Here is a 23,417-nt window from a genome sequence, read left to right as displayed (position 1 = left end):
CCTCCACGCCTTGGTTAGCATACTGGTCTGACCAAGATCAGACCAAACGGAACGGGGATGGAGCTCAAGCGGACCGCCGAAGGCGAAAAAGGGTTCGAGAAGGTGTTCGCCTTCCTGCGCGAGCGGCTGCTTGCGGGCTCGCTCAAACCCGGCGACCGCCTGATTTCCGAGCGCGAGCTCGCCACCCTGCTCGGCGTCAGCCGGCCGATCGTGCGCGAGGCGCTACGCGCGCTCACCGTGCTTGGCATCGTCGAGATCCGCGACCGCATCGGCACCGTAGTGACGCGGCCGGACGTGTCGGTGCTCAACGACTTCTTCACCTTCGCCCTCGCCCAGCAGGCGGACATGCTCGACGACGTCATGCAGGCGCGCGTCGCGATCGAATGCCAGGCGATCCGGCTCGCCTGCGAGCGCGCCAACATCGCCGATTTCGAGCGCCTGCAGCGCGCCCTCGCCAAGATCGGCGAGACGATCGACGAGGCCGACGCCGGCGGCATGGCCGACTTCGAATTCCACCGCGCCATCGTCGTGGCATCGCATTCGGAAACGCTGACGGTGCTGCACTCGTCGATGGCGGGCCTCTTGACGCATTCGCATCGCAGCCGCCGCGAGCTGGTGCAGGCCTTTCCGTCGATGAAGACCTATCTGATCGACGACCACCGCCGCATCTTCGAAGCCGTCATCGCGCGTGATCCCGAGCGCGCGGATGCGACGTTGCGCAAGCATTTTGCCATCGGCGACGAGTACCGCAGACGCGCCGTCGTCGGCGACATCGACAAGGCCAGCGCCTCACGCTGATCGCCGACGAACCAAGAAACCAAAGAAACGGAACGACAATATGGGACGGGACGACAAGGGAAGTGTCGGCTTCATCGGTATCGGCACGATGGGCCGCGAGATGGTGCGCAACCTGCTGAAGGCCGGGCATGCGGTGCGCGCCTTCGATCTCAACGAGGCTGCCTTGGCCGACAGCGTCAAGGACGGCGCGAGTCGGGCCAGCAGCCCTGCGGATGCCGCTGACGGTGCCGACGTCGTCATCACCATGCTGCCCGACACGCCTCATGTCGAGGCAACCATTTACGGCGAGTTCGGCCTCTTGAAATCTCCACCACGCGGCAAGCTGATCGTCGACATGAGCACGGTCTCGCCGGTCGCGGTCCGCCGCATCCATGCCGACCTGCAGGCAATTGGCGTCGGCTTCCTCGACGCGCCGGTCTCGGGCGGACCGGTTGGCGCCAAGAACGCCGCGCTCTCGATCATGGCCGGCGGCGATGCCGATGCGTTCGCCAAGGCCGAGCCGTTCTTCCGCGCCATGGGCACCACCATCACCCATGTCGGCGCGTCCGGAGCCGGACAGACGGTCAAGCTCTGCAATCAGCTGATCTGCGGCATCAACATCCAGGCGATCTGCGAGGCGCTTGCGCTCGGCCGTGCGTCGGGCCTCGACCTCAATCTGCTGCGCCGGGTACTGCTCGGCGGCTCCGCCGCCTCCTGGATGCTCGACAAGCTCGGCCCCGCGATGATCGCGGGCGACGTCTCCGCCGGCTTCCGGATCGATCTGCAGCTCAAGGACCTTCGCCTCGTGCAGGAGCACGCGCAGGCTCTCAACGTGCCCCTGCCCGGCACCGCGCTCGTCACCAGCCAGTATGTCGACGCTCGCGCCCATGGCGAAGGCAGCAACGGCAACCAGGCGCTGTTCCGCGTCTATGACCGCATGACCAACCAGACCACCGGCTGAACCCGATACGATGAGCCTGCAACTCGACTTTCCCGCGGTGCTGGAGCGTTGGCCGAGCTTTCTCGCCGGCGCCGTGCTGACGCTGGAGCTTGCCGCCTTCGCGACGGTGCTCGGCGCCCTGCTCGGCACGCTCGCGGCGGTCGGGCGCGGCACGCACAATGCGCTGATCGCGGGCGCCTGCAAGGCCTATGTCGAGACCATCCGCAACACACCGCTCCTGGTGCAAATCTTCCTGGTCTATTTCGGCCTTGCCAGTCTGGGACTGAAGTTCTCGGCCTTCGCGGTGGCCGTGGCCGCGCTGACGATCAATGTCGGCGCCTACACCGCCGAGATCATGCGCGCCGGCTTCGAGGCGATCCCGCGCGGGCAGATCGAGGCGGCCGAAGGGCTGGCGCTGTCGCGCCTCCAGATCTACTGGCACATCATCCTGCTGCCGGCGATCGAGAAGGTCTATCCGGCGCTGACCAGCCAGTTCGTGCTGCTGATGCTGGCCTCGTCGGTCTGCTCGCAGATCTCGGCCGAAGAGCTGACCGCCGTCGCCAACTACATCCAGTCGGACACCTATCGCGCGTTCGAGACCTACATCATCGTCGCCGTGCTCTATGTCATCCTCTCCCTGGTGATGCGTGCCGGCTTCTGGGGTCTCGGCCTCCTGCTGTTTCCGCGCCGGCGCCGGCTCGGCACGCCCTTATGAGATGACCATGGGCGGACATCTCAACATCAATCATCTGATGTTCCTCGGCCAGGGCGCGCTGTGGACCATTGGCCTGTCGCTGATCGCGCTGATCGGCGGCGGCATCGTCGGCTTCGTGGTCGCACTGGCGCGGATCTCGCCGCTGAAATCGGTGCGGATCGCCAGCGCCGTCTATGTCCAGCTCATCCAGGGCACGCCGCTGCTCGTGATCCTGTTCCTCGGCTATTTTGGCCTCGCCGCCATCGGCCTCAAGGTCTCGCCGCTGGTCGCTGCCGGCGCCTCGCTCACGCTCTATGTCGCCGCCTATCTGGGCGAGATCTGGCGCGGCTGCATCCAGTCCGTGCCGAAGCCGCAATGGGAGGCTGCCGAGGGCCTGGCGCTGAGCCGAACGCAGCGCATGATCAAGGTGATCCTGCCGCAGGCGATCCGCATCGCGACGCCGCCGACCGTCGGGTTCATGGTGCAGATCATCAAGAACACCTCGCTCGCCTCCGTGGTCGGCTTCGTCGAGCTGATGCGCTCGGGCCAGATCGTCAACAACTCGCTGTTCGAGCCGTTCGCCATCTACGCCATCATCGCCGTCACCTACTTCGCCATGTGCTATCCCCTGTCGCTGCTCAGCCAGAGGCTGGAACAGCGGATGGGGCGTGGCAGGGCCAACCTCGCGCCAGCCTGACATGCAGCAAAACGCCCCCTCCTCCGAACCGATCGTGTCGCTCCACAACGTGCAGAAGAGTTTTGGCGCGCTGCGCGTGCTCGACGGCGTCTCCTTTGCCGTCGCGCGTGGCGAAGTGCTGGCGCTGATCGGCCGCTCCGGCTCCGGCAAGAGCACGGCGCTGCGCTGCATCGACCGTTTCGAGAAGGTCGACGGCGGCGAGATCGTCGTGTGCGGACATCGCGTCGACCGCCCCGACGTGAACTTGCGCGCGCTGCGCCAGGACGTCGGCATCGTGTTCCAGAGCTACAACCTGTTTCCCCATCTCACGATCGAGCAGAACATCACGCTTGCGCCTTGCGCGGTGAAGGGCATGGCGACAGCCCAGGCCAGGGATCTCGCCCGGAAGGTGCTGGCGCAAGTCGGGCTCGAGGAGAAGCTGCACGCCTATCCCGAGCAGCTCTCGGGCGGCCAGCAGCAGCGCGCCGCGATCGCCCGCTCGCTCGCCATGCAGCCCAAGGTGATGCTGTTCGACGAGGTCACCTCCGCACTCGATCCCGAACTCACCGGCGAGGTGCTGAAGGTGATCGAGCAGCTCGCGGCCGACGGCATGACCATGGTGATGGTCACCCACGAGATGGGATTCGCCAAGGGCATCGCCGACCGCATCGTGTTCATGCATCGCGGCAAGGTCCACGAGACCGGACCTGCCTCGATCCTGACGTCGCCGACCACGCCCGAACTCACGCAATTCGTGGGAACGGGAAATCTAAAATCATAACAGGGAGAGGAGAACCAGGGATGACCAACAAGATAGTGCTGGGGACTGCCGCCGCATTGTGCGGCCTCATCATGATGGCGGTAACGCCCGCATCGGCCGACCTGCTCGACGACATCATGAAGGCGAAGAAGATCCGCATCTCGACGGACCTCGCTATTCCGCCCTCAGGCATGATGGATTCCACCATGAAGCCGACCGGCTCCGACGTCGAGGTGGCGCAGCTGCTCGCGAAGGACTGGGGGCTCGAGCTCGAATTCATCCAGACCACCGGCGCAACCCGCATTCCCAACGTCCTGACCGGCAAGGCCGACATCATCATCTCGACCCTGTCGGTGACGCCTGACCGCGCCAAGGTGATCGACTTCACCAAGCGCTATGCGACGCTGCAATCCGATGTCGGCTGCCTGAAATCCTCGACCGTCAAGGACTGGCCCGACCTGAAGGACAAGTCGATCGGCGTCTCGCGCGGCACCACGCAGGACACCACCCTGTCCAACATGAAGGACAAGGACCTCAAGATCGCGCGCTATGACGACGACGCCACCATGGTGACGGCGGCGGTCTCGGGCCAGGTCGACTGCGTCGGCTCGTCCGCGACGATCATCAACCAGATCGGCGTGAAGAATCCTTCGCGCGTGTTCGAATCCAGGATTCCGCTGGCGACCTTCGACCTCGCCATCGGCCTGAAGAAGGGTGAGCAGCCGCTGATGGACAAGCTCAACGCCTGGATCACCGAGAACGTCAAGAACGGCAAGCTGAACGCGATCTACAAGAAATTCCACGGGGTCGATCTTCCGGCGGACATGCGTAGCTGAAACCAAGAGCCGTGACAGCCGCACGCGGCTGTCACGGCCAATGCAAGATCAAGAAGGACATTACATGCGTCTCGTCATCGGATCCGACCACGCCGGCTGGCCGCTCAAGCAGACCGTCATCGACCACATCCGCAAGCTCGGCCATGACGTCGTCGACGTCGGCTCCTATGACGACAAGCCGGTGGATTTCCCCGATATCGCGCGGGCGGTGGCACAGAAGGTCACCTCGGGCGAGGCCGCGCGCGGCATCATGGTGTGCGGCACCGGCGTCGGCGCCTCGATCGCCGCCAACAAGATGAAGGGGATCCGTGCGGCGGTCTGCCACGACGTCCATTCGGCTCACCAGAGCGTCGAGCATGACGACGTCAATGTCATGTGCATCGGCGCGCAGATCGTCGGCGCCTGGCTCGCCGTCGATCTCGTCTCCTCATATCTCGCTGCCGAATTCTCCACGGACGAAGACTTCCGTCGCCGGGTAGAGAAACTGCGCATCATGGACGAGCAAGGCTGACGGCCTATCGCCATGATCCTGGTGTTCGGGTCGCTCAACATCGATCTGGTCGCGCAGGTGCCGGCCATTCCCGGCCCGGGCCGGACGGTGCTCGCACCGTCCTACCAGCGCCATTTCGGCGGCAAGGGCGCCAACCAGGCCGTGGCTGCCGCGCGAATAGCGGGCCCTGACCGCGTCCGCATGGCGGGCCGCGTCGGCCGGGACGGATTTGGCGACAGCGCAATCCAGAACCTGCGCACAAACGGCGTCGATACCGATCTCGTCGTCCGGGCCGACGAGCCGACGGGCTGCGCGTTCATCACGGTCGATCAGGCCGGCGAAAATGCCATCACGGTGGCCAGCGGCGCCAACATGGAGGCTGGAGCCGACGACCTCCCCGCCGAGCTTTTCTGCTCCGACACGGTGCTGGTGCTTCAGATGGAAGTGCCGTTCGCAGAGGCGCTGAAAGCCGCGCGCCGCACCAATTCAGCCTCCGGGATCGTCATCTGGAATTTCGCGCCGGTTCCGGAGAAGATGACCAGCGCGATGGTGACGGAGCTGCTCGCGGCGACCGACTATCTCCTCGTCAACGAGCACGAGGCGCTCGATGCCGCCAGGGCCATCGGCCTGTCTCCATCTCATTACGAAGCCGCAGCCGCGGAGCTCGCGCGGACCGGCGGCCTCACCTGCATCGTCACCGCCGGCCCGCAAGGCGCCCTGGCTGTCGCAGCGGACGGAACCCGTTTGCGCGCACCCGCCCCACGCATCACGCCGGTGGACACCACCGGCGCCGGCGACACCTTCGTCGGCGTGTTTGCGGCCATGCTGGGCGAAGGCGTGGCGCTGCAACGCGTGCTCGCCGTGAGCTGCGAAGCCGCGGCCTTGAAGTGCCTCACGACCGGTGCGCAAACCGGCATGCCGATGCGCAGCGCATTGGCCTCCCTCGCCTAAAGCGCATCGCTCGTGTCCCCGCCCGGGGCTACACTCTCTCGATTCCCGGAGCGCTGCCCTTGGCCTTTCTCTTCGTCCTCACCGTCGGCCTGCTCGCCGGCACCATTTCCGGCATCGTCGGCACCGGCTCCTCGATCATGCTGATGCCGGTGCTGGTCTATGCCTATGGGCCAAAGGAAGCTGTGCCGATCATGGCGGTGGCTTCCGTGATGGCGAATTTCTCGCGTATCCTGGCCTGGTGGCGGGAGGTCGACTGGCGCGCCTGCGCGGCCTATTCGGTCACGGGCATTCCGGCCGCCGCGCTCGGTGCGCGGACGCTGCTGGCGCTGCCCTCGCATGCCGTCGATCTCGCCATCGGAATCTTCCTGATCGCGATGGTGCCGGTGCGGCATTGGCTGGCGCGGCATGATCTCAAGGCCAATCTCTGGCATCTTGCGATCGGCGGCGCCGTCATCGGCTATCTCACCGGCATCGTGGTCTCGACCGGGCCGCTCAGCGTGCCGCTGTTCCTGTTCTACGGCCTCTCGAAGGGCGCCTTCCTCGCCACTGAAGCCGCCGGCTCGCTCGGCCTCTACTTCGCGAAGTCCGTGACCTTCGAGCGTTTCGGCGCGCTGACCGGCGATGTCTTCATGAAGGGCCTGATCGCCGGCGCCTCGCTGATGTCAGGCGCCTTCATCGCCAAGCGCTTCGTGCTGCACCTGAAACCGGACATGTTCCGCCTATTGATGGATGCGATCATGATCGCGGCCGGGCTCTCGATGCTGTGGAACGCAGCGCAGACCTGAAGGTGCTCAGGCGAATTCGGGCGCGATCGAGGGGCTGTCGGCGAGGACGCGGCTCGCCGCTGCGGGCTGCCCGTCGAGCCATTGCAGCACCACGTCGAGCGGCTGCGGCCGCTGATAGAGGTAGCCCTGGCCGAACCTCACGCCCATCTCGCGCATGGCCTCGGCCTGCTCGGCGCGCTCGATGCCTTCGGCAACCAGGGTGAGCCCCAGCGTGCCGGCGAGCGATGCGATCACGCCGACGATCGCCTTGTCCTCCGCGCTATCGGGAATCTCGCTGATGAATGCCTTGTCGATCTTGACCCTGTCGAGTGGGAAACGCCTGAGATGAGCGAGCGAGCTGTAACCGGTGCCGAAATCGTCGAGCGCGATCGTGGCGCCCAGACGGCGCAGGCGATGCAGAGTCTCGGAGGCGCTGGCGATGTTGTTGATCAGCGAGCCCTCGGTGATCTCGAGCTCGAGCAGAGATGCCGCAACCTCGAAACGCGCGCAGGTCGCGCGCAGCTCGGCGGCCAGCGAATGGTCGGCAAGCTCGGACGGCGGCAGGTTGATCGCGATCCGGATCTGCGGCCTGCCGGCGGCGGCCAAACGCTGCAGCGCCGAGCAGGCATCGGTCAGCACGTAGCGGGTCAGCCGTGCATTGTTGCCGCTGCGCTCGATCAGCGGCAGGAATTCGGCCGGACCGATCACGCCGTGCTCGGGATGGCGCCAGCGGATCAGCGCTTCAAGGCCGATGACCTCGTGACTTTCGAGGTCGACCTGGCTCTGGTACCAGACCTCGAACTGTCCCTCGGCAAAGCCCGTGGGAATGGCGAGCTCGAGATCCCGGCGGCGGCGATAGTCGCGCTGCAGCTTTTCGTCCAGCACGGCGACCGTGCCGGGCGCCTTGCTCTTGGCGTGGTAGAGCGCGATGTCGGCCAGCGTCGGCAGATGCGACAGCTCCGGATCGTCGGCGTGACGCACGGCAAGGCCGATGCTGGCACGCGGCACGACCTGCTTGTCGTGGAGCCGGATCGGTTCGGAAATGGCGGCCAGCACCTGCTGCGCGAATGCGTGCGCCGACGCTTCATTGCTCACTTCGGGGCGAATGACGACGAATTCGTCGCCGCCGAGCCGGGCGACCCAATCCTCCGCCGCGACCGCGCCGCGAAGACGCTCGGAGATGTGGACCAGGAATTTGTCGCCGGCCTCGTGGCCGAACGTGTCGTTGATGCCCTTGAAGTCGTCGAGATCGATGAAGCAAAAAGCCACCAGCGCATCCGGCCTGCCGCCATCGCGGCTCGCCACGGCGAGGCGCTCGGTCAGGGAGCGGCGGGTGGGCAGCCCCGTGAGCGGATCGTGCGCGGCCATGTGTCCGAGCCGGTCGAGCGCACCCGACGTCGTGTGCTGCATGGCATTGAAGGCGCGCGCGAGCTGACCGAACTCGTTCGAGGACGTGACGTCCGCCGGATAGGCGCGGCCGTCCTGTTTGCTGCGCTGGATCGCCGACATCATGGCTGCCAGCGGCTTGCCGATGAAGATGTTGGCGGAGATCCGCATGGCGATCAGGGTCGCAAACGTCGCGAGCAGGCCGACGACCAGCAGCAGCACCAGTCGGCTGCCGGCTCCGGCGTAGAGAGCCGCATGGGAATAGGCGATTGCGATACGACCGGCCTCAACGGCCATGTTGCCGTTGCTGTAGTGGATCGGTCGCGAGACCTCGGCGACCGACTGGACTTCGGGACGTCCCACCACGCGGGCGATCGCAGCGCCCGTGTCGTCATAGACGGCCGCCGCCGCGATGGTCTCGTCGTGCATGATCTCGTTGAGCACGCCCGTGACCTGGTCGTAGCGCATCTTCCAGAGCGGCTCGGCGATCAGCTCGGCCCGGCTCTCGGCGAGGCGGGCCATGCGGGCGTCGAGCTGCTTGATCTGCGACCAGAAGCTCGAAGCCTCGACGCCGGCGGAGGCGAGCAATTGCACCAGCAGCAGCACGGGCACGGTGGCCCAGATCATCGCCCGGACGACCGAGCGCAGGCGCGGCGCCGTCTGCTGGTCGCGGTCCGGATCGGTCATTGCCTCATCCTTGCGCATCAGTCCGCGAGGCCTTCGGGAAGCGGCAGCGACGAAATGAGCGCGTCAAGCGAGAAGTCGTAGTGACCGCAGCGTCCGGCCTTGGCCCGGAACCGGGTGAAGTCAATCCGGTCGAAGGCGCGCGTCTTGATGAGATCGCCGACCGAGCCGAGATTTTCGCGCGTGATCGCCGACGTCTTGACCTCGACGCGGGGCGAGGCCGCCGCGAAATCGCAGCCATCGGCATAATCGCGCAGGAGGACGATCGACCAGCCGCCGAGCAGGAAATGCCCGCCGTCGGTCAGCAGCAGGCGGCCTGCCTTGATCTCGCGCAGCGCGTCCTCCGACCAGTTGAGGCCGACCAGCTGGATGTCGCGGCCGGGCACGAGGCCGGCAGCGATCACCGCACGCAGCGCGCCGAGCGCCATCGGATCGTTTCCGGCCCAGATGCCGGCGGGGCGGATCTCCTTGCGCGCGGCCCAGCCCAGATAATTCGTCGTGACCCGCTCGGCCTCCGATTGCGTCCAGTTGGCGAACAGCAGCCGGTCCACCACGACATCAGGCGCGGTATCCACCGCGAGCCTGAGACCGGCATTGCGCGCGATCGAGGCGGGCGTGATCTCGTCGCCGCCGATGCCGAGAATGTGGATCTTGCCGTCCGCGCTCTGCCATTTCTCGGCCCGCGCCGCCGCGATCAGGGCGTTGGCCATCCGCGCGCCCGCGGTCTGAAGATCGGTGGTGATGTCGCCGAGCCAGGTCTTGAGCTTTTGCCTGGGCGGACCGAGACGGATCGCATCCTCGCCGATCAGCGTGTTCGAGAGCAGCAGCGTCTTGACGCCGGCGGCCTCGGCCGCCTCGAGGATCGGGACGGCGGCGGATTCCTCGTTTGACAGGATGAGGAAATCGGGCTTGTCGTGACGTGCCACCACGCCGAAGCCGAGCTCCTGCATGATGCGGTAATTGCGCTCGCTGGTCAGCACCTCGACATGCGCGTCGAGCTGGCGGCCGGCGGCCTGCATGGTCTGCGCGACCATGTCCCAGTAGACCTCGCCGGTCTTGCCGGGGCTGACGAAGACGATCTCGAGGGGCTTCGCAAGGGGCTTGGCAACGCTCGGGCTGACCGACGCGAAAACGGCGCAGGCCGTGCCCGCCGCGAGCAATAGTCGCAGGAATCTAGTCATTTCTCTTCGCCGCCCCCGATGGTTCCGAGACTGGACCCGCGTCCGCTAACACTTCGCAAAATCCACCGGGCCACTGCGGCACAGGGCTAATGAAAGGTATATCTATCGTGCCGAATTGAGATATTCGAAGGCGGCGATCACCCGCCGTTCCGTGCTATCAGCGAGCCGAAACCGCGACTCATCCGTCCCATGGCCAAGAACACGCTTTCCTTCGTCTGCCAGAACTGCGGCGCGGCCTATAACCGCTGGCAGGGCAAGTGCGAGTCCTGCGGCGAGTGGAATACGCTCGCGGAAGAAGACACCAGCGGCAGCGTGCCGGTCTCGATCCGCTCCAAGCGCAAGGGCCGGACGTTCGCGCTGGAGAGCCTTGCCGGCAAGAGCCCGGATGCGCCGCGCCTGTCCTCCGGCATGACCGAGCTCGACCGCGTCACCGGCGGCGGCTTCGTCCGCGGCTCGGTGCTGCTGGTCGGCGGCGATCCCGGCATCGGCAAGTCGACGCTGCTGACGCAGGCAACCTCCATGCTGGCGCGCGCCGGTCACCGCATCGTCTACATCTCCGGCGAAGAGGCGATCGCCCAGGTGCGCCTGCGCGCCGAACGGCTGGGCTTGTCGGACGCACCGGTGCAGCTCGCGGCCGAGACCTCGGTCGAGGACATCGTCTCGACGTTGTCGGAGGGCGCGGTGCCGCGGCTGATCGTGATCGACTCGATCCAGACCATGTGGACCGACACGGTGGAATCGGCGCCCGGCACCGTGACGCAGGTGCGCGCCTCGGCGCAGGCGCTCATCCGCTTTGCGAAGAAAACCGGCGCGGCCATCATCCTGGTCGGCCATGTCACCAAGGACGGCCAGATCGCCGGCCCCCGCGTGGTCGAGCACATGGTCGATGCCGTGCTGTCGTTCGAGGGCGAAGGCTCGCAGCAATTCCGCATCCTGCGCGCCGTGAAGAACCGGTTCGGACCAACCGACGAGATCGGCGTGTTCGAGATGACCGGGCTCGGCTTGCGCGAGGTCACCAACCCCTCCGAGCTGTTCCTGTCCGAGCGCGATCTCGGCACGCCCGGCACCGCAGTCTTCGCGGGTATCGAGGGCACGCGGCCCGTTCTGGTCGAATTGCAGGCGCTGGTGGCGCCGACCTCGCTCGGCACGCCGCGGCGCGCGGTGGTCGGCTGGGACCCGAGCCGGCTCTCGATGGTGCTGGCGGTGCTGGAGGCCCATTGCGGGGTCAAGCTGTCCGGCCACGACGTCTATCTGAACGTCGCCGGCGGCCTGCGCATCCACGAGCCGGCGGCGGATCTCGCCGCCGCCGCGGCGCTGGTGTCATCCTTGGTTAATGCGCAATTGCCGACCGACGCGGTCTATTTCGGCGAGATCTCGCTGTCCGGCGTGGTGCGCCCGGTGGCACAGACCCCAGCCCGGCTGAAGGAAGCGGCAAAACTCGGCTTTCAGCGCGCTGTGCTGCCCGAATCGGCCCGCGGCGAGAGCGGCGGCGATGCCGGATTGTCGCTGAATGCGGTCAACAGCCTGACGACATTGGTGGCGGAGATCGCCGCCCGCGGCTCCCGCCGGGGCGAATCGAATGCGCCGGCAGAGAAAAATGCCACACCGGCAAGATTCCGCCGCGGAGAGGGTTAGCCGGAGGTGACGTCGGAGGCCCTCACCGCTATACAGCCGTCACAAAAGCAGCATGGGATTGCGTGGTTGCGGCCTTGCCGGGAACGCCGTCTGCCCCTCTTTTAGGGCAGCGGCCAAGCACCGATTCGCAGAGCACCTTTGAAGTACGAGCGGACCAGCCCAGCCGATGCCAGTAACCATCCTCGACCTGATCCTGCTCGGTGTGATGCTGATCTCTGGCCTGCTCGCCATGGTCCGCGGCTTCATGCGCGAAATCCTGTCGATCGCGGCCTGGGGCGCGGCGGCGATCGTGACGCTCTATTCGTTCTCGAAGCTGCTGCCGACCGCCAAGGCCTATTTCAACAACGACACCGTCGCGAGCGTGGTGGTCGTCGCGGGCGTGTTCGTCGGCACCCTGATCGTGGTCTCCGTGATCACGGTGCGGATCTCCGACATGATCCTGGATTCGCGCATCGGCGCGCTGGACCGCACCCTGGGCTTCCTGTTTGGCCTCGCTCGCGGGCTTTTGATCGTCGTGGTCGCGTTCCTGTTCTTCACCTGGCTGGTGCCGGACAAGCAGCGTCCGGACTGGGTCACGGGGGCCAAGTCCCGCGTGGTGCTCCAGGGAACCGGGGATTGGCTGATGGCCCTCTTGCCCGACGACCCCGAGAACACCATCTTGAAGAGATTCAAGAAAAACAAACCAGATGATGATCAAGCTGATTCCGAGCAGCAGCCTTCGGGCAGTGGCGACGGATACAGTAAACCTGCTCGTGACAGCCTGAAAAAGCTGATCGAGAAACCTGCGGCGCGTTGATTAAGCCCTAAAGAGAGGCGCGGACGAGATGCGACACCCTGACCAGGACGCCCAATTTGATCTCGATCCAAACGCCGGTCCAGGTCCGGCCGCGCTGGAGGTTCAGGACGATCTGGAGGGGGATACGCTGCGCGAGGAATGCGGCGTCTTCGGCATCTACGGCCACCCCGATGCCGCTGCGATCACCGCGCTCGGCCTGCACGCGCTTCAGCACCGCGGCCAGGAAGCCGCCGGCATCGTCTCCTACGACGGCAGCCGTTTTCACAGTGAGCGCCGGCTCGGCCTCGTCGGCGACACCTTCTCCCGCCGCGAGGTGATCGACCGCCTGCCCGGCAACATGGCCGTCGGCCATGTCCGCTATTCCACCACCGGCGCCACCATCCTGCGCAACGTGCAGCCGCTGTTCGCCGAGCTCAATGCCGGCGGCCTCGCGGTCGCCCACAACGGCAACCTCACCAACGGCCTGACGCTGCGCCGCGAGCTCGTGAAGAGCGGCGCGATGATGCAGTCGACGACCGACACCGAGGTGATCCTGCACCTGGTCGCACGCTCCAAGCGCGCGCGTTTCATCGAGCGCTATATCGACGCGCTGCGCGAGATCGAAGGCGCCTATGCGCTGGTCTCGCTGACCAACAAGAAGCTGGTCGGCGCGCGCGATCCGCGCGGCATCCGCCCGCTGGTGCTCGGCGAGCTCGACGGCTGCCCGATCCTGACCTCCGAGACCTGCGCCCTCGACATCATCGGCGCGCGCTTCGTGCGCGACATCGAGCCCGGCGAAGTCATCGTGTTCGACGAGAACGGCCAGGACATCCACAAGCCCTTCCCGCCGATGGCGCCGCGCCCCTGCATCTTCGAATACATCTACTTCTCGCGGCCGGATTCCATCGTCCACGGCCGCTCGGTCTACGAGGTCCGCAAGGCCTTCGGCGCCCAGCTCGCGCGCGAGAGCCACGTGCCGATCGACGTCGTCGTGCCGGTGCCGGATTCCGGCGTGCCGGCCGCGGTCGGCTACAGCCAGCATTCCGGCGTACCGTTCGAGCTCGGCATCATCCGCAACCATTATGTCGGCCGCACCTTCATCCAGCCGACGCAGGCGATCCGCGAATCCGGCGTGCGCATGAAGCACTCGGCCAACCGCGCCGCGATCGAAGGCAAGCGCATCATCCTGATCGACGACTCGCTGGTGCGCGGCACCACCTCGAAGAAGATCGTGCGCATGATGCGCGATGCGGGCGCCAAGGAAGTGCATTTCCGCCTCGCCTCGCCCCCGATCCTGTATCCCGATTATTACGGCATCGACCTGCCCGATCGCGGCGGCCTCCTGGCCGCGACGCATTCGCTGGAGGAGATGCGCGAGATCATCGGCGCCGACTCGCTCGCCTTCCTGTCGATCGACGGCATGTCCCGCGCCATGGGCGAGCCCGGCCGCGATCCCGCCAATCCGAAGTTCTCGGATCACTGCTTCACCGGCGCCTATCCGACCCACCTCACCGACCAGACCCAGACCGAGCCGCAGCCGCGGCAGCTGTCGCTGCTGGCGGAGGCGAGCTGACGGCGTAGCCGTCATCCCGGGGCGGTCCGCCAGGAGCGAGCCCGGGATCTCGAGATTCCGGGTTCGATGCTGCGCATCGCCCCGGAATGACAGTCGTTGGGGCTTGTCCCGGCCATCCACCGCTGTAAACCCCCGCCATGACAAAGCCCCTCGCTGACCGTATCGCTCTCGTCACCGGCGCCTCGCGTGGCATCGGCTATGCCACCGCAATCGCGCTCGCCAAGGCCGGCGCGCATATTGTGGCGACGGCGCGGACGCAAGGCGGGCTGGAAGAGCTCGACGACGAGATCCGCAAGGACGGCGGCAGCGCCACGCTGGTGCCGCTCAACCTCACCGATTCCGACGGCATCGCGCGTCTGGGCGCCGGCCTGCACGAGCGCTACGGCAAGCTCGACATCCTGGTCGGCAATGCCGGCGTGCTCGGCCCCTCCTCGCCGATCGGTCATATCGAGCTGAAGACCTTCACCGACGTGATGGCCGTCAACGTCTCCGCCAACTTCCAGCTGATCCGCTGCATGGAGCCGCTGCTGAAGCAGTCCGACGCCGGTCGCGCCGTGTTCATCACCTCGGGCGCCGCCAACAAGGCGACCGCCTATGTCAGTCCCTACGCCGCCTCGAAGGCCGCGCTGGAGACGCTGGCCCGCGCCTGGGCGCAGGAGACCGCGAACACGAAGCTGCGCGTCAACCTGTTCAATCCCGGCCCGGTCCGCACCCGCATGCGCGCCACGCTGATGCCGGGCGAGGATCCGGCGACGCTCGACACGCCTGAGCAGGTCGCCGAATTCATCGTGCCGATGTGCGCGCCCGGCTGGACCGAGACCGGCAAATTCTACGACTACAAGACCCGCACGCTGATGAGCTTCCGCGCACCTGCGTAATTTCCTTGCCTGATTGACTTGCCTGCCTCCCCGCGATTGACTGCCCGCGCTTAAGCGGCAGCAAGCCGCGAGCCAAAAAAGGGAGGTCGCCATGGCGCCATGGCATGATCGCGCAGGCTTTGCGCGTGCGCTCGCAAATGTCTCTCACGCCCTCGCCATCCTGATCGCCGCCAGCGCTGTCGTGCTTCCGGGTTTGGCACGAGCCGGCGACGTCCCGACCTTCGCGGTCGATCCCTCCTGGCCGAAGCAGTTGCCGAACAACTGGATCCTCGGCCAGGTCGGCGGCATCACGGTCGACTGGCAGGGCCATATCTGGGTGATCCATCGCCCGCGCTCGCTCACCGACGACGAGAAGGGCGCGAGCCTCAATCCACCGCGCTCGAAATGCTGCGTGTCGGCGCCGCCCGTGCTCGAATTCGACGTCGACGGCAATCTGCTGCGCTCCTGGGGCGGCCCGGGCCAGGGCTATGAATGGGTCGGTCGGGAGCACGGGATCGAGGTCGACGAACGCGGCTTCGTCTGGATCGGCGGCAACGCCGACAACGACAACGCGATCCTGAAATTCACACTCGACGGCAAGTTCGTCGCCCAGATCGGCAAGATCGCGCCGAGCCTCGGCAGCAACGACACCACCCAGCTCGGCAAGCCCGCCGAAACCGCGCTCGACAAGGAGGCCAACGAGATCTACGTCGCCGACGGCTACGGCAACCGCCGCGTCATCGTGTTCGACGCGACAACGCTCGCCTACAAGCGGCACTGGGGCGCCTACGGCAACAAGCCCGACGACGCCAAGCAGGCGCCCTACGATCCCAAGGCGCCGGTTGCGCAGCAGTTCGGCAACCCGGTCCACTGCGTGAAGCTCGCCAATGACGGCCTCGTCTACGTCTGCGACCGCATCAACAACCGCATCCAGGTGTTCAAGAAGGACGGCAGCTTCGTGAAGGAGTTCTTCTTCGAGAAGAATACGCTCGGCAACGGCGCGGTGTGGGACATCGCGATCTGGCCCGATCCGAAGCAGACCTATCTGCTCAGCGCCGACGGCGAGAACAACGAGATCAGGACGGCAGCGTGGTCGGCAGCTTCGGCCACAGCGGCCGCAACGCCGGTCAATTCCACTGGGTGCACGCCATGGCGATCGACCCCCGGGGTAACGTCTATACCGCCGAGGTCGATACCGGAAAGCGCATCCAGAAATTCAAGCTGACGTCGGACGCGCTCAAATAGCGTCTCAACGCATTTTGCCCAAAAGTTAACCGATGGATGACGCTACGACGCAGCGTCATCCGGCTTTAGGCGCATTGCCGCCGGCCGTGGGACAGGCTAGAGCCATCAGCCGGAACAAAGGCTCCATCCAAGAGAGCCGTCCGCATATTTGACAATGGAGGAAACCTTTTATGACGACGACGTTCGCGCGCCGCTCCGCGGCCCTTCTGGCCTGTGCCGCCTTCGGTTTTGCCACATCCGCCTTTGCCCAGGACAAGACCGTCAAGATCGGCGTGCTCAACGACATGTCGAGCCTCTATGCCGACATCGGCGGCCCGAACTCCGTGGTCGCGATCAAGATGGCGGTCGAGGATTCCGGCCTGCTCAAGAAGGGCTGGAAGATCGAGGTTCTGAGCGGCGATCACCAGAACAAGCCTGACGTCGGCGTCAACATCGCCCGGCAGTGGATCGACAACGACAAGGTCGACGCGATCGCAGACACGCCGAGCTCGGGCGTGGCGCTCGCGGTGAGCAATCTCGTCAAGGAGAAGAACGCGGTGCTGCTCAATTCGGGCGCGGCCACCGCAGACCTCACCGGCAAGGCCTGCACACCCAACACCATCTCCTATACCTACGACACCTACATGCTGGCCAACGGCACCGGCAAGGCGCTGACCAAGGCCGGCGGCGACAGCTGGTTCTTCCTCACCGCCGACTACGCGTTCGGTCACGCCCTGGAGCGCGACACCAGCGCCGTGGTCACCGCCAACGGGGGCAAGCTGCTCGGTGGCGTCAAGCACCCGCTCAACACCGCCGACTTCTCCTCCTTCCTGCTTCAGGCGCAATCGTCGAAAGCCAAGATCATCGGCCTCGCCAATGCCGGCGGCGACACCACCAACGCCATCAAGCAGGCCGCCGAGTTCGGCATCGTCCAAGGTGGCCAGAAGCTCGCCGCGCTGCTGCTGTTCATCAACGACGTGCACTCGCTGGGCCTCAAGACCGCGCAGGGCCTGACCTTCACCGAATCGTTCTACTGGGACCTGAACGACAAGACCCGCGAATGGTCCAAGCGCTTCTCGCAGCTCGCCAGCAAGAACGCGATGCCCTCGATGACCCAGGCCGGCAATTACGCGATGGTGCTGCATTATCTCAAGGCGATGGAAGCGCTCGGGAGCAATCCCCATGACGGCGCCAAGGTCGTTGCCAAGATGAAGGAGCTGCCGACCGACGATCCGCTGTTCGGCAACGGACCGCTGCGGCAGGACGGACGCCGCCTCATCCCGGCCTATCTGTTCGAGGTAAAGAAGCCCGAGGAGTCGAAGGGCCCCTGGGACTATTACAAGCTGGTCGCCACCATCGCGCCGGAGGACGCGGCCAAGCCGCTCAAGGACAGCGATTGTCCGCTGGTGAAGAAGTGACCGCGTAGCAGTCATTCCGGGGCGATGCGACGCATCGAACTATGGTGCGCAATTGCGCACCTGAGGATCTCGAGATTCCGGGTCTGGTGCTAGCGCACCAGCCCGGAATGACGGTGACCGCCCAGCGACCGCACCGCGATCGCGACGCACACCATCATCAACACCGCCGCCAGCAGGAACGGCGCGCCGGGCAGATGCAGCGGCGCGTTGCCGCCGATGAAATACGAGAACGTCAGCGTGAACAGGAACGGACCGACCAGCTGCGACACGCTCTGCACGCTCGCGGTCGCGCCTTGCAATTGGCCCTGCTGATCGGGCGCGACGAGCCGCGTCATCAACGCCTGCGACGCGGCGCCCGAGATGCCCCACAGCGCCAGAATGGGAATTCCGATCCAGGACAGTGGTCCGGTCGGCGCAGCGCCGAGGACCACGAAGCCGACCGCGCCACAGCACAGCCCGAGCAACAGAGCCTTGGGTTCGCCGAGCATGCGCACGATCGGGCCGATCGCGAGCCCCTGCACTACCATGGCGCAGATGCCGACCATCGCCAGCGTCAGCCCCACGGTCTTGGAATCCCAGCCATAGCGATAGGTCGCATACAGCACGAAGGTCGAGGGCAGCACGACATGCGCGACCTGCGCAATGAAATTGACGACCGACAATGCCGCAAGCGTCGCGTTGGAGCGCAGCAGGCGCAGCGCCCCGAGAGGATTGGCAGTTCGCCAGCGAAACGGCGCGCGCCTGTCGGGCGCCAACGATTCCGGCAGAACGAACAGCCCATAGAGTGCGTTGGCAAGGCTCAACGCCGCCGAGGCCCAGAACGGCAGGCGCGGATCGATGTCGCCGAGCAGGCCGCCGAGCGCCGGGCCGAGCACGAAGCCGGCGCCGAAGGCGGCTCCAATCCTGCCGAAGATCGCCGCGCGCCGTTCCGGCGGCGTGACGTCGGCGATGTAGGCAAAGGCGGTCGAGATGCTCGCCGAGGTGATGCCCGAGATGACGCGGCCGACGAACAGCCAGACCAGCGACGGCGCGAGCGCCATCAGCACGTAGTCGGCGGCAAGGCCGAAATTCGACAGCAGCACGACAGGACGCCGCCCGAACCGATCGGACAGCGCGCCGAGCAGCGGCGAGAACACGAATTGCATCAAGGCCCAGGCGGTGCCGAACAGGCCGAAGATGCGCGCCGCATGCGCGGTGTCGTTGTCGACGAAGCTTTCGATCAGCTTCGGCAGGATCGGCATGATCACGCCGAGCGCGAGCATGTCGAGCAGGATGGTGACGAAGATGAAAGCGACCGCGCCGCGCCGGCCCCTTGCGGCGCCTTGCAGCGTCGTCGCGCCGGCGCCGTCGCTCACGACGGGCGCTTGCGCTTGTGCGCGAACGGATTGGCCTTCTCGCGCAAGGTGATGCGCACCGGCGTGCCCGGCAGATCGAAGGTCTCGCGCATGGAGTTGGTGAGGTAGCGCAGGTAGGACTGCGGCACCGCGTCCGCACGCGAGCAGAACAGCACGAAGCTCGGCGGGCGCGCCTTGTTCTGCGTGATGTAGTTCAGCTTCAGCCTGCGGCCGGACACCGCAGGCGGCGGATTGGCCTGGATCGCCTGCTCGAACCAGCGATTGAGCGCCGAGGTCGGCACGCGCCTGTTCCAGACCGCATAGGCGTCCTGGATCGCCTGCATCAGGCGGTCGATGCCCTCGCCCATCAGGCCGGAGACGGCGACGATCGGCACGCCCTTGACCTGCGGCAGCCAATGATCGGCATCGCGGCGCAGACCCGAGATCGCGCCGCCGCCCTTGGTCTCCATCAGGTCCCATTTGTTGACGGCGAGCACGATCGCGCGGCCCTCGCGCTCGATCAGATCGGCGATGCGCAGATCCTGCTCCTCGAAGCGGTTCTGCGTGTCCATCATCAACACGACGACTTCGGCAAAGCGCACCGCACGCAGTGCGTCCGCAACCGAGAGCTTCTCCAGCTTCTCCTCGATGCGCGAGCGCCGGCGCAGGCCTGCGGTGTCGAACACGCGAAAATCGCGACCCTTCCAGTTGATCTCGACCGCGATGGAATCGCGCGTGGTGCCGGCCTCCGGGCTCGTCAGCAGACGCTCTTCGCCGAGCAGATGGTTGATCAGCGTCGACTTGCCGGCATTGGGCCGGCCGACGATGGCGACCCGGATCGGGCGCGTCGCGGCCTCTTCCTCGGAGAGCGGCTCGTCGTCCTCGATCTCGTCTTCGTCGATCGGCTCCGGCATCAGCTTGGCGAGCGCGTCGTAGAGCTCGCCCATGCCCTCGCCGTGCTCGGCGGAGATCTGGATGGGATCGCCGAGGCCGAGCGCGAACGCTTCCATCGCGCCGGCATCACCGTGCTTGCCCTCGCTCTTGTTGGCGACCAGCAGCACCGGCTTGTCGGCCTTGCGCGCGAAATCGGCGAAAGCACGATCGGTGGGCGTGAGGCCGACGCGGGCATCGATGACGAAGAACAGGGCATCGGCCTGCGCGATCGCGGTCTCGGTCTGCTCCTGCATGCGCGCGGTCAGGGAGCCCTTGGCGCCCTCGTCGAGGCCGGCGGTATCGATGATGGTGAAGTGGAGGTCGCCGAGCCTGGCCTCGCCCTCGCGGCGGTCGCGGGTGACGCCCGGCAGATCATCGACGAGCGCGAGCTTCTGTCCCACCAGGCGGTTGAACAGCGTCGATTTGCCGACATTGGGCCGGCCGATGATGGCGATCGTGAAGGACATCGGTCATTCGTGCGCTGCCGGGGCTGCGCCTGTCAATCAAAGGAAAGAATTAGCGCGAGAAGCTGCCGCTCGGCAGCGGCGCCGGGAAGGCGCTCTGCGATTGCTGCTGCGTGGCCTGGGCGGGTTGCGCCTGCTGGACCGGCTGATCCGGCGGCGGCGCGGTGGTGCGCTTGCGGACGATCTTGTGCTTGGGCGGCGGAGCGGCCGTGGGCGGGGCCGCCTCCGGCTGGGCCTCGCCGTCGACCTCGCCGGCGGGCGCCTCGGCCGGCGCGACGGCTGCGGCGGCCGGCGGCTTGGTGTGCTTCGCCTTGGCGCCCTTCGCCGGCTTGGCCGGCTCGGGCGGCGGCTCCGCAGGCAAAGCCGCCACCGCAGGCGCGTTCGGATCGGGCTGTTGCTGCGCGCCCTTGTACAGCTCCTTCGGAACGCCTTGCTCGAGGCCCGGCACACCCTCCGGGAAGACCGGCTTGCGGTCACCCCGCAGCTTCTTCTTGGTGTCGAGGAAGTCGAGCATGTCGCTCGGATCGAAGCTGGAGCAGCCGCCCAGAGCGCCCGTGAAGGCGATCAGGACGGCGGCTGCGATCAAGCGTGGCGTGCGGCGCATCTTGTGTCTCGTCTGCGTCAGAGGGCCGTCGTCAGCTGTTCTTGCTCAGCTCTTGGCGACGGGCGGCAACAGGGCCTGGAGCGCCTCGGCGCGCGAGCGCAGGCCGGGCGGCGTTTCGCCGTCCTCGGCGATCGCGTCGAGCCATTTGCGGGCCGCGGTCATGTCGTTGTTGCGCCATGCCGACAGCGCCAGCATCTCGCGGGCGGTGTGGCGGAAGGTCGATTTGGGCGCGGCGGAAGGCTCCAGCCGCTGCTGCATGTCGGCATAGCTGGCGCTGTCGAGCACGAGGCCGGCGGCGCGGATCTTGGCCAGATCCTGCCACTCGCCGCCGACGCTGCGGTCGGCAACGAGGTCGTCATACATCTTCGCGGCGGCCTTGGGATCACGGCTGGCGGCCTCGGCTGCGGCGCGGAGCCGCGCCAGCGTGCGATAGCCCGACGGCGCCTTGGCGGCGAGCTCGGTGAAGGCAGCCTCGGCCTCGGCGTGCTTGTCCTGCTCGGACAGCTCGACGGCCTTCTCGAACGCGGCGCCGGCCGCGGCGGCCTTCTGGGCCTCGAAATATTGGTAGGCGCGCCAGCCACCGACGGCGGCCACAATCAGCACCATCAGAGCGATGAAGTAGATCGAATATCTGTCCCACAGCTTCTTGAGCTGTTCGCGACGTACTTCCTCGTCGACTTCGTCAAATAATTCAGACACTTATGCTAATCCCATGCCCGTCCGGGTGCGCGCGCCAATGCGTCCGCGTCAGGAATCCCGTCCCCGTGTGGCGGCGAGGTACCCTAACGATATGGCGGTGGCAAGGCAAAGCGAGCCCGATCAAGGCGTTAACCACCCGGGACAGCCCGGATACCCCCGCCCTGCTTCAAGCGCCAAGGAGCTCCCGCAGCTGCCGCTTCAGCACCTTGCCGTTGGCGTTGCGCGGCAGCGGGTCTGCCGTGATCGCGATGGTTTCGGGAACCTTGTAGTCGGACAGCCGCTCGGCGCACCAGGCGCGCAGGTCCGTATCCGCTACCGGCTGTCGCGTCACCACCACGGCGTGGACGCGCTCGCCCAGCACCGGGCAGGCCCTGGCGATGATCGCGCTCTCGACCACGGCGGGATGGCCGGCCAGCACGGATTCGACCTCGGCCGAATAGATCTTCAGGCCGCCGCGATTGATCATGTCCTTTTGCCGGTCGAACACCCGAACGACCCCTTCCGCATCGACCGAGCCGAGATCGCCCGAGCGCCAGAATCCGCCCGTGAAGCTTTCGGCGGTGGCCTTCGGGTTGTTCCAGTAGCCCTTGATGACGGAGGCGCTCTGGATCCAGAGCTCGCCGATCTCGCCATGGGGCAGCTCGCGTCCGTCCGCTCCCATCGCGACGATGCGCGCGCCGGGACAGGGCAGGCCGACGCTGTCGATATGGCTCTCGGTCAGCTCGCCCGGCATGATCGTCGAGGGCGACGTCGTCTCGGTCGCGCCGTAGCAGTTCATCAGCTTCAGGCCCGGAATCTTCGCCTTGAGCTTCTCGATCGTGGCAACCGGCATCGGCGCGCCACCGAAGCCGCCGATGCGCCAGCTCGACAGATCGTAGCCGTCGAAATCGGGCTGGAGCAGGCAGAGATTGTACATCGCCGGCACCATCACGGTGTAGGTCACGCGCTCGCGCGCGGCGAGCTTGAGGTAATCGGCGGCCTTGAACTCGGGCATGATGATCAGCGCGCCGCCGCAGCGGATCATGGTGGTGATGTTGGCGACGACGCCGGTGACATGGCCGAGCGGCACCGCTGCGATCGAGCGATCGGTTTGCGTCAATTGCAGGCAGGACACGAACACCATCGAGGAATGGACGATGTTGCAATGGGCCAGCATCGCGCCCTTCGGCTTGCCCGTGGTGCCGGAGGTGTAGAGGATCATCGCGGTGTCCTCTTCGCTCACGTCGACGGGCGCCACAGCCGGCGGGTTGTCGGCGAGCACTGCGAAACGCGACAGAGCCGGATCGTCGTCGACGGCGATGCGGTGGATCACATCAGGCACATCCTGCGCATCGGGCAGCCGCTCGGCGAGCGCGGCTTCGTGGATCAGGATCTTAGCGCCGCAATCGGCGAGCACATAGGCGATCTCCGGCTTCTGCTGGCGCGTGCCGAGCAGCACCGTGACGAGCCCCTCATGTGCGGCGGCAAACAGCAGCAGCGGAAATTCGATGCGGTTGCCGAGCAGGATCGCGACGCGATCGCCGCGCTGCAGGCCGAGCTTGCGAAACCCTGCGGCGAGCCGCCTCGCCTGCTCCACCGCCTGCCGCCAGCTCAGCCGGACATTGCCTGCAATCAGCGCTTCGCCATCGGCATTGTGGCCGCAGGCGTTCGCGATCATCGCCCACAGGCTCGCAGGCCGGTCCGCGAACGCCGGCACCACCCGATCGCCAAACCGCGCCTCGAGCCGCATCGGCGGGATCTGAGATTGCGACCAGTCCATCGG

21 protein-coding genes and 1 pseudogene are annotated in these 23,417 nt (G+C 66.4%); 15 read left to right on the top strand and 7 right to left on the bottom strand.

The features are described from left to right. Positions 1 to 57 precede the first annotated feature (57 nt). The 9 genes from X268_RS12660 to X268_RS12620 all read left to right on the top strand — a co-directional run bounded on the left by X268_RS12660 (position 58) and on the right by X268_RS12620 (position 6,909). Positions 58 to 798, top strand: coding sequence for a FadR/GntR family transcriptional regulator (locus tag X268_RS12660; RefSeq protein WP_128925271.1), 741 nt, complete (start codon positions 58 to 60; stop codon positions 796 to 798). Continuing rightward, a complete protein-coding gene (locus X268_RS12655; RefSeq protein WP_430648343.1) occupies positions 707 to 1,738 on the top strand; it encodes an NAD(P)-dependent oxidoreductase in 1,032 nt (343 codons plus the stop codon). Before X268_RS12660 ends, X268_RS12655 begins: the two co-directional genes overlap by 92 nt. A 10-nt stretch (positions 1,739 to 1,748) precedes the next feature. After that, complete coding sequence (locus X268_RS12650; protein WP_128925269.1) at positions 1,749 to 2,432, top strand: amino acid ABC transporter permease; 684 nt, start codon at positions 1,749 to 1,751, stop codon at positions 2,430 to 2,432. Positions 2,433 to 2,439: 7 nt separating this feature from the next. Further along, positions 2,440 to 3,108 carry an amino acid ABC transporter permease gene (locus X268_RS12645; protein WP_164937689.1) on the top strand — a complete coding sequence of 223 codons (669 nt, stop codon included), beginning with the start codon at positions 2,440 to 2,442 and terminating at the stop codon, positions 3,106 to 3,108. Position 3,109: 1 nt separating this feature from the next. Then, a complete protein-coding gene (locus X268_RS12640; protein WP_128925267.1) occupies positions 3,110 to 3,868 on the top strand; it encodes an amino acid ABC transporter ATP-binding protein in 759 nt (252 codons plus the stop codon). A 20-nt stretch (positions 3,869 to 3,888) separates the two neighbouring features. Next, positions 3,889 to 4,683, top strand: coding sequence for a transporter substrate-binding domain-containing protein (locus X268_RS12635; protein WP_128925266.1), 795 nt, complete (start codon positions 3,889 to 3,891; stop codon positions 4,681 to 4,683). A gap of 64 nt (positions 4,684 to 4,747) precedes the next feature. Continuing rightward, positions 4,748 to 5,194: a ribose 5-phosphate isomerase B gene (rpiB, locus tag X268_RS12630; RefSeq protein WP_128925265.1), complete on the top strand. Its 447-nt coding sequence runs from the start codon at positions 4,748 to 4,750 to the stop codon at positions 5,192 to 5,194. Positions 5,195 to 5,206: 12 nt separating this feature from the next. Then, the gene (locus X268_RS12625) at positions 5,207 to 6,124 is read left to right on the top strand and encodes a ribokinase (protein ID WP_128925264.1); all 918 of its coding nucleotides are present in this window, start codon (positions 5,207 to 5,209) and stop codon (positions 6,122 to 6,124) included. 59 nt (positions 6,125 to 6,183) lie between these two features. After that, positions 6,184 to 6,909: a sulfite exporter TauE/SafE family protein gene (locus tag X268_RS12620; RefSeq protein ID WP_128925263.1), complete on the top strand. Its 726-nt coding sequence runs from the start codon at positions 6,184 to 6,186 to the stop codon at positions 6,907 to 6,909. Positions 6,910 to 6,915: 6 nt separating this feature from the next. On the opposite strand, the gene X268_RS12615 is transcribed toward X268_RS12620, so the two are convergent. Together X268_RS12615 and X268_RS12610 are read right to left on the bottom strand one after the other, a co-directional pair. Next, positions 6,916 to 8,979 carry a putative bifunctional diguanylate cyclase/phosphodiesterase gene (locus X268_RS12615; RefSeq protein WP_128925262.1) on the bottom strand — a complete coding sequence of 688 codons (2,064 nt, stop codon included), beginning with the start codon at positions 8,977 to 8,979 and terminating at the stop codon, positions 6,916 to 6,918. Then, positions 8,979 to 10,139: an ABC transporter substrate-binding protein gene (locus tag X268_RS12610; protein WP_128925261.1), complete on the bottom strand. Its 1,161-nt coding sequence runs from the start codon at positions 10,137 to 10,139 to the stop codon at positions 8,979 to 8,981. Before X268_RS12610 ends, X268_RS12615 begins: the two co-directional genes overlap by 1 nt. Before the next feature lie 189 nt (positions 10,140 to 10,328). Between X268_RS12610 and radA the strand changes: the two genes are divergently transcribed. From radA to X268_RS12580, 6 genes and pseudogenes are all read left to right on the top strand, one after another. Then, entirely contained in the window at positions 10,329 to 11,774 is a 1,446-nt protein-coding gene (gene radA / locus X268_RS12605; RefSeq protein WP_128925260.1) for a DNA repair protein RadA, read from the top strand. A gap of 166 nt (positions 11,775 to 11,940) precedes the next feature. Next, positions 11,941 to 12,570, top strand: a complete 630-nt coding sequence (locus tag X268_RS12600) for a CvpA family protein (protein ID WP_128925259.1) — start codon at positions 11,941 to 11,943, stop codon at positions 12,568 to 12,570. Positions 12,571 to 12,598: 28 nt separating this feature from the next. Beyond that, positions 12,599 to 14,122: an amidophosphoribosyltransferase gene (gene purF / locus X268_RS12595; protein WP_128925258.1), complete on the top strand. Its 1,524-nt coding sequence runs from the start codon at positions 12,599 to 12,601 to the stop codon at positions 14,120 to 14,122. A 137-nt stretch (positions 14,123 to 14,259) separates the two neighbouring features. Beyond that, on the top strand, positions 14,260 to 15,000 hold the full coding sequence (locus X268_RS12590) for an SDR family NAD(P)-dependent oxidoreductase (protein WP_128925257.1): 741 nt from the start codon (positions 14,260 to 14,262) through the stop codon (positions 14,998 to 15,000). Between the two features lie 91 nt (positions 15,001 to 15,091). Next, positions 15,092 to 16,224, top strand: a pseudogene (locus X268_RS12585) (NHL repeat-containing protein). Positions 16,225 to 16,394: 170 nt separating this feature from the next. Further along, positions 16,395 to 17,621: an ABC transporter substrate-binding protein gene (locus X268_RS12580; protein ID WP_128925256.1), complete on the top strand. Its 1,227-nt coding sequence runs from the start codon at positions 16,395 to 16,397 to the stop codon at positions 17,619 to 17,621. Positions 17,622 to 17,710: 89 nt separating this feature from the next. Here the strand turns inward: X268_RS12580 and X268_RS12575 are convergent, their stop codons facing one another. The 5 genes from X268_RS12575 to X268_RS12555 form a co-directional block, all read right to left on the bottom strand. Further along, a complete protein-coding gene (locus tag X268_RS12575; RefSeq protein ID WP_128925255.1) occupies positions 17,711 to 18,976 on the bottom strand; it encodes a TCR/Tet family MFS transporter in 1,266 nt (421 codons plus the stop codon). Continuing rightward, positions 18,973 to 20,355, bottom strand: a complete 1,383-nt coding sequence (gene der / locus X268_RS12570; RefSeq protein ID WP_128925254.1) for a ribosome biogenesis GTPase Der — start codon at positions 20,353 to 20,355, stop codon at positions 18,973 to 18,975. The genes X268_RS12575 and der overlap by 4 nt, the downstream gene beginning before the upstream one ends. A 49-nt stretch (positions 20,356 to 20,404) precedes the next feature. Then, positions 20,405 to 20,956, bottom strand: coding sequence for a hypothetical protein (locus X268_RS12565; protein ID WP_128925253.1), 552 nt, complete (start codon positions 20,954 to 20,956; stop codon positions 20,405 to 20,407). Positions 20,957 to 21,001: 45 nt separating this feature from the next. Next, positions 21,002 to 21,655, bottom strand: coding sequence for a tetratricopeptide repeat protein (locus X268_RS12560; RefSeq protein WP_128925252.1), 654 nt, complete (start codon positions 21,653 to 21,655; stop codon positions 21,002 to 21,004). A 166-nt stretch (positions 21,656 to 21,821) separates the two neighbouring features. Further along, a complete protein-coding gene (locus tag X268_RS12555) occupies positions 21,822 to 23,414 on the bottom strand; it encodes a class I adenylate-forming enzyme family protein (RefSeq protein WP_128925251.1) in 1,593 nt (530 codons plus the stop codon). Positions 23,415 to 23,417 lie beyond the last annotated feature (3 nt).

It is taken from the genome of Bradyrhizobium guangxiense, from assembly GCF_004114915.1.
Classification (GTDB): domain Bacteria; phylum Pseudomonadota; class Alphaproteobacteria; order Rhizobiales; family Xanthobacteraceae; genus Bradyrhizobium; species Bradyrhizobium guangxiense.
Note: the sequence above shows the minus strand (reverse complement) of the source record. Positions and strands in the feature narration are given on the sequence as shown.

What these genes read in the sequence shown, in the direction of transcription:
- X268_RS12660 (WP_128925271.1), top strand. Translation starts at nt 58, where the DNA reads ATGGAGCTCAAGCGGACCGCCGAAGGCGAAAAAGGGTTCGAGAAGGTG.
- X268_RS12655 (WP_430648343.1), top strand. Translation starts at nt 707, where the DNA reads ATGCGACGTTGCGCAAGCATTTTGCCATCGGCGACGAGTACCGCAGAC.
- X268_RS12650 (WP_128925269.1), top strand. Translation starts at nt 1,749, where the DNA reads ATGAGCCTGCAACTCGACTTTCCCGCGGTGCTGGAGCGTTGGCCGAGC.
- X268_RS12645 (WP_164937689.1), top strand. Translation starts at nt 2,440, where the DNA reads ATGGGCGGACATCTCAACATCAATCATCTGATGTTCCTCGGCCAGGGC.
- X268_RS12640 (WP_128925267.1), top strand. Translation starts at nt 3,110, where the DNA reads ATGCAGCAAAACGCCCCCTCCTCCGAACCGATCGTGTCGCTCCACAAC.
- X268_RS12635 (WP_128925266.1), top strand. Translation starts at nt 3,889, where the DNA reads ATGACCAACAAGATAGTGCTGGGGACTGCCGCCGCATTGTGCGGCCTC.
- rpiB (WP_128925265.1), top strand. Translation starts at nt 4,748, where the DNA reads ATGCGTCTCGTCATCGGATCCGACCACGCCGGCTGGCCGCTCAAGCAG.
- X268_RS12625 (WP_128925264.1), top strand. Translation starts at nt 5,207, where the DNA reads ATGATCCTGGTGTTCGGGTCGCTCAACATCGATCTGGTCGCGCAGGTG.
- X268_RS12615 (WP_128925262.1), bottom strand. Translation starts at nt 8,979, where the DNA reads ATGCGCAAGGATGAGGCAATGACCGATCCGGACCGCGACCAGCAGACG.
- X268_RS12610 (WP_128925261.1), bottom strand. Translation starts at nt 10,139, where the DNA reads ATGACTAGATTCCTGCGACTATTGCTCGCGGCGGGCACGGCCTGCGCC.
- radA (WP_128925260.1), top strand. Translation starts at nt 10,329, where the DNA reads ATGGCCAAGAACACGCTTTCCTTCGTCTGCCAGAACTGCGGCGCGGCC.
- X268_RS12600 (WP_128925259.1), top strand. Translation starts at nt 11,941, where the DNA reads ATGCCAGTAACCATCCTCGACCTGATCCTGCTCGGTGTGATGCTGATC.
- purF (WP_128925258.1), top strand. Translation starts at nt 12,599, where the DNA reads ATGCGACACCCTGACCAGGACGCCCAATTTGATCTCGATCCAAACGCC.
- X268_RS12590 (WP_128925257.1), top strand. Translation starts at nt 14,260, where the DNA reads ATGACAAAGCCCCTCGCTGACCGTATCGCTCTCGTCACCGGCGCCTCG.
- X268_RS12580 (WP_128925256.1), top strand. Translation starts at nt 16,395, where the DNA reads ATGACGACGACGTTCGCGCGCCGCTCCGCGGCCCTTCTGGCCTGTGCC.
- der (WP_128925254.1), bottom strand. Translation starts at nt 20,355, where the DNA reads ATGTCCTTCACGATCGCCATCATCGGCCGGCCCAATGTCGGCAAATCG.
- X268_RS12565 (WP_128925253.1), bottom strand. Translation starts at nt 20,956, where the DNA reads ATGCGCCGCACGCCACGCTTGATCGCAGCCGCCGTCCTGATCGCCTTC.
- X268_RS12555 (WP_128925251.1), bottom strand. Translation starts at nt 23,414, where the DNA reads ATGGACTGGTCGCAATCTCAGATCCCGCCGATGCGGCTCGAGGCGCGG.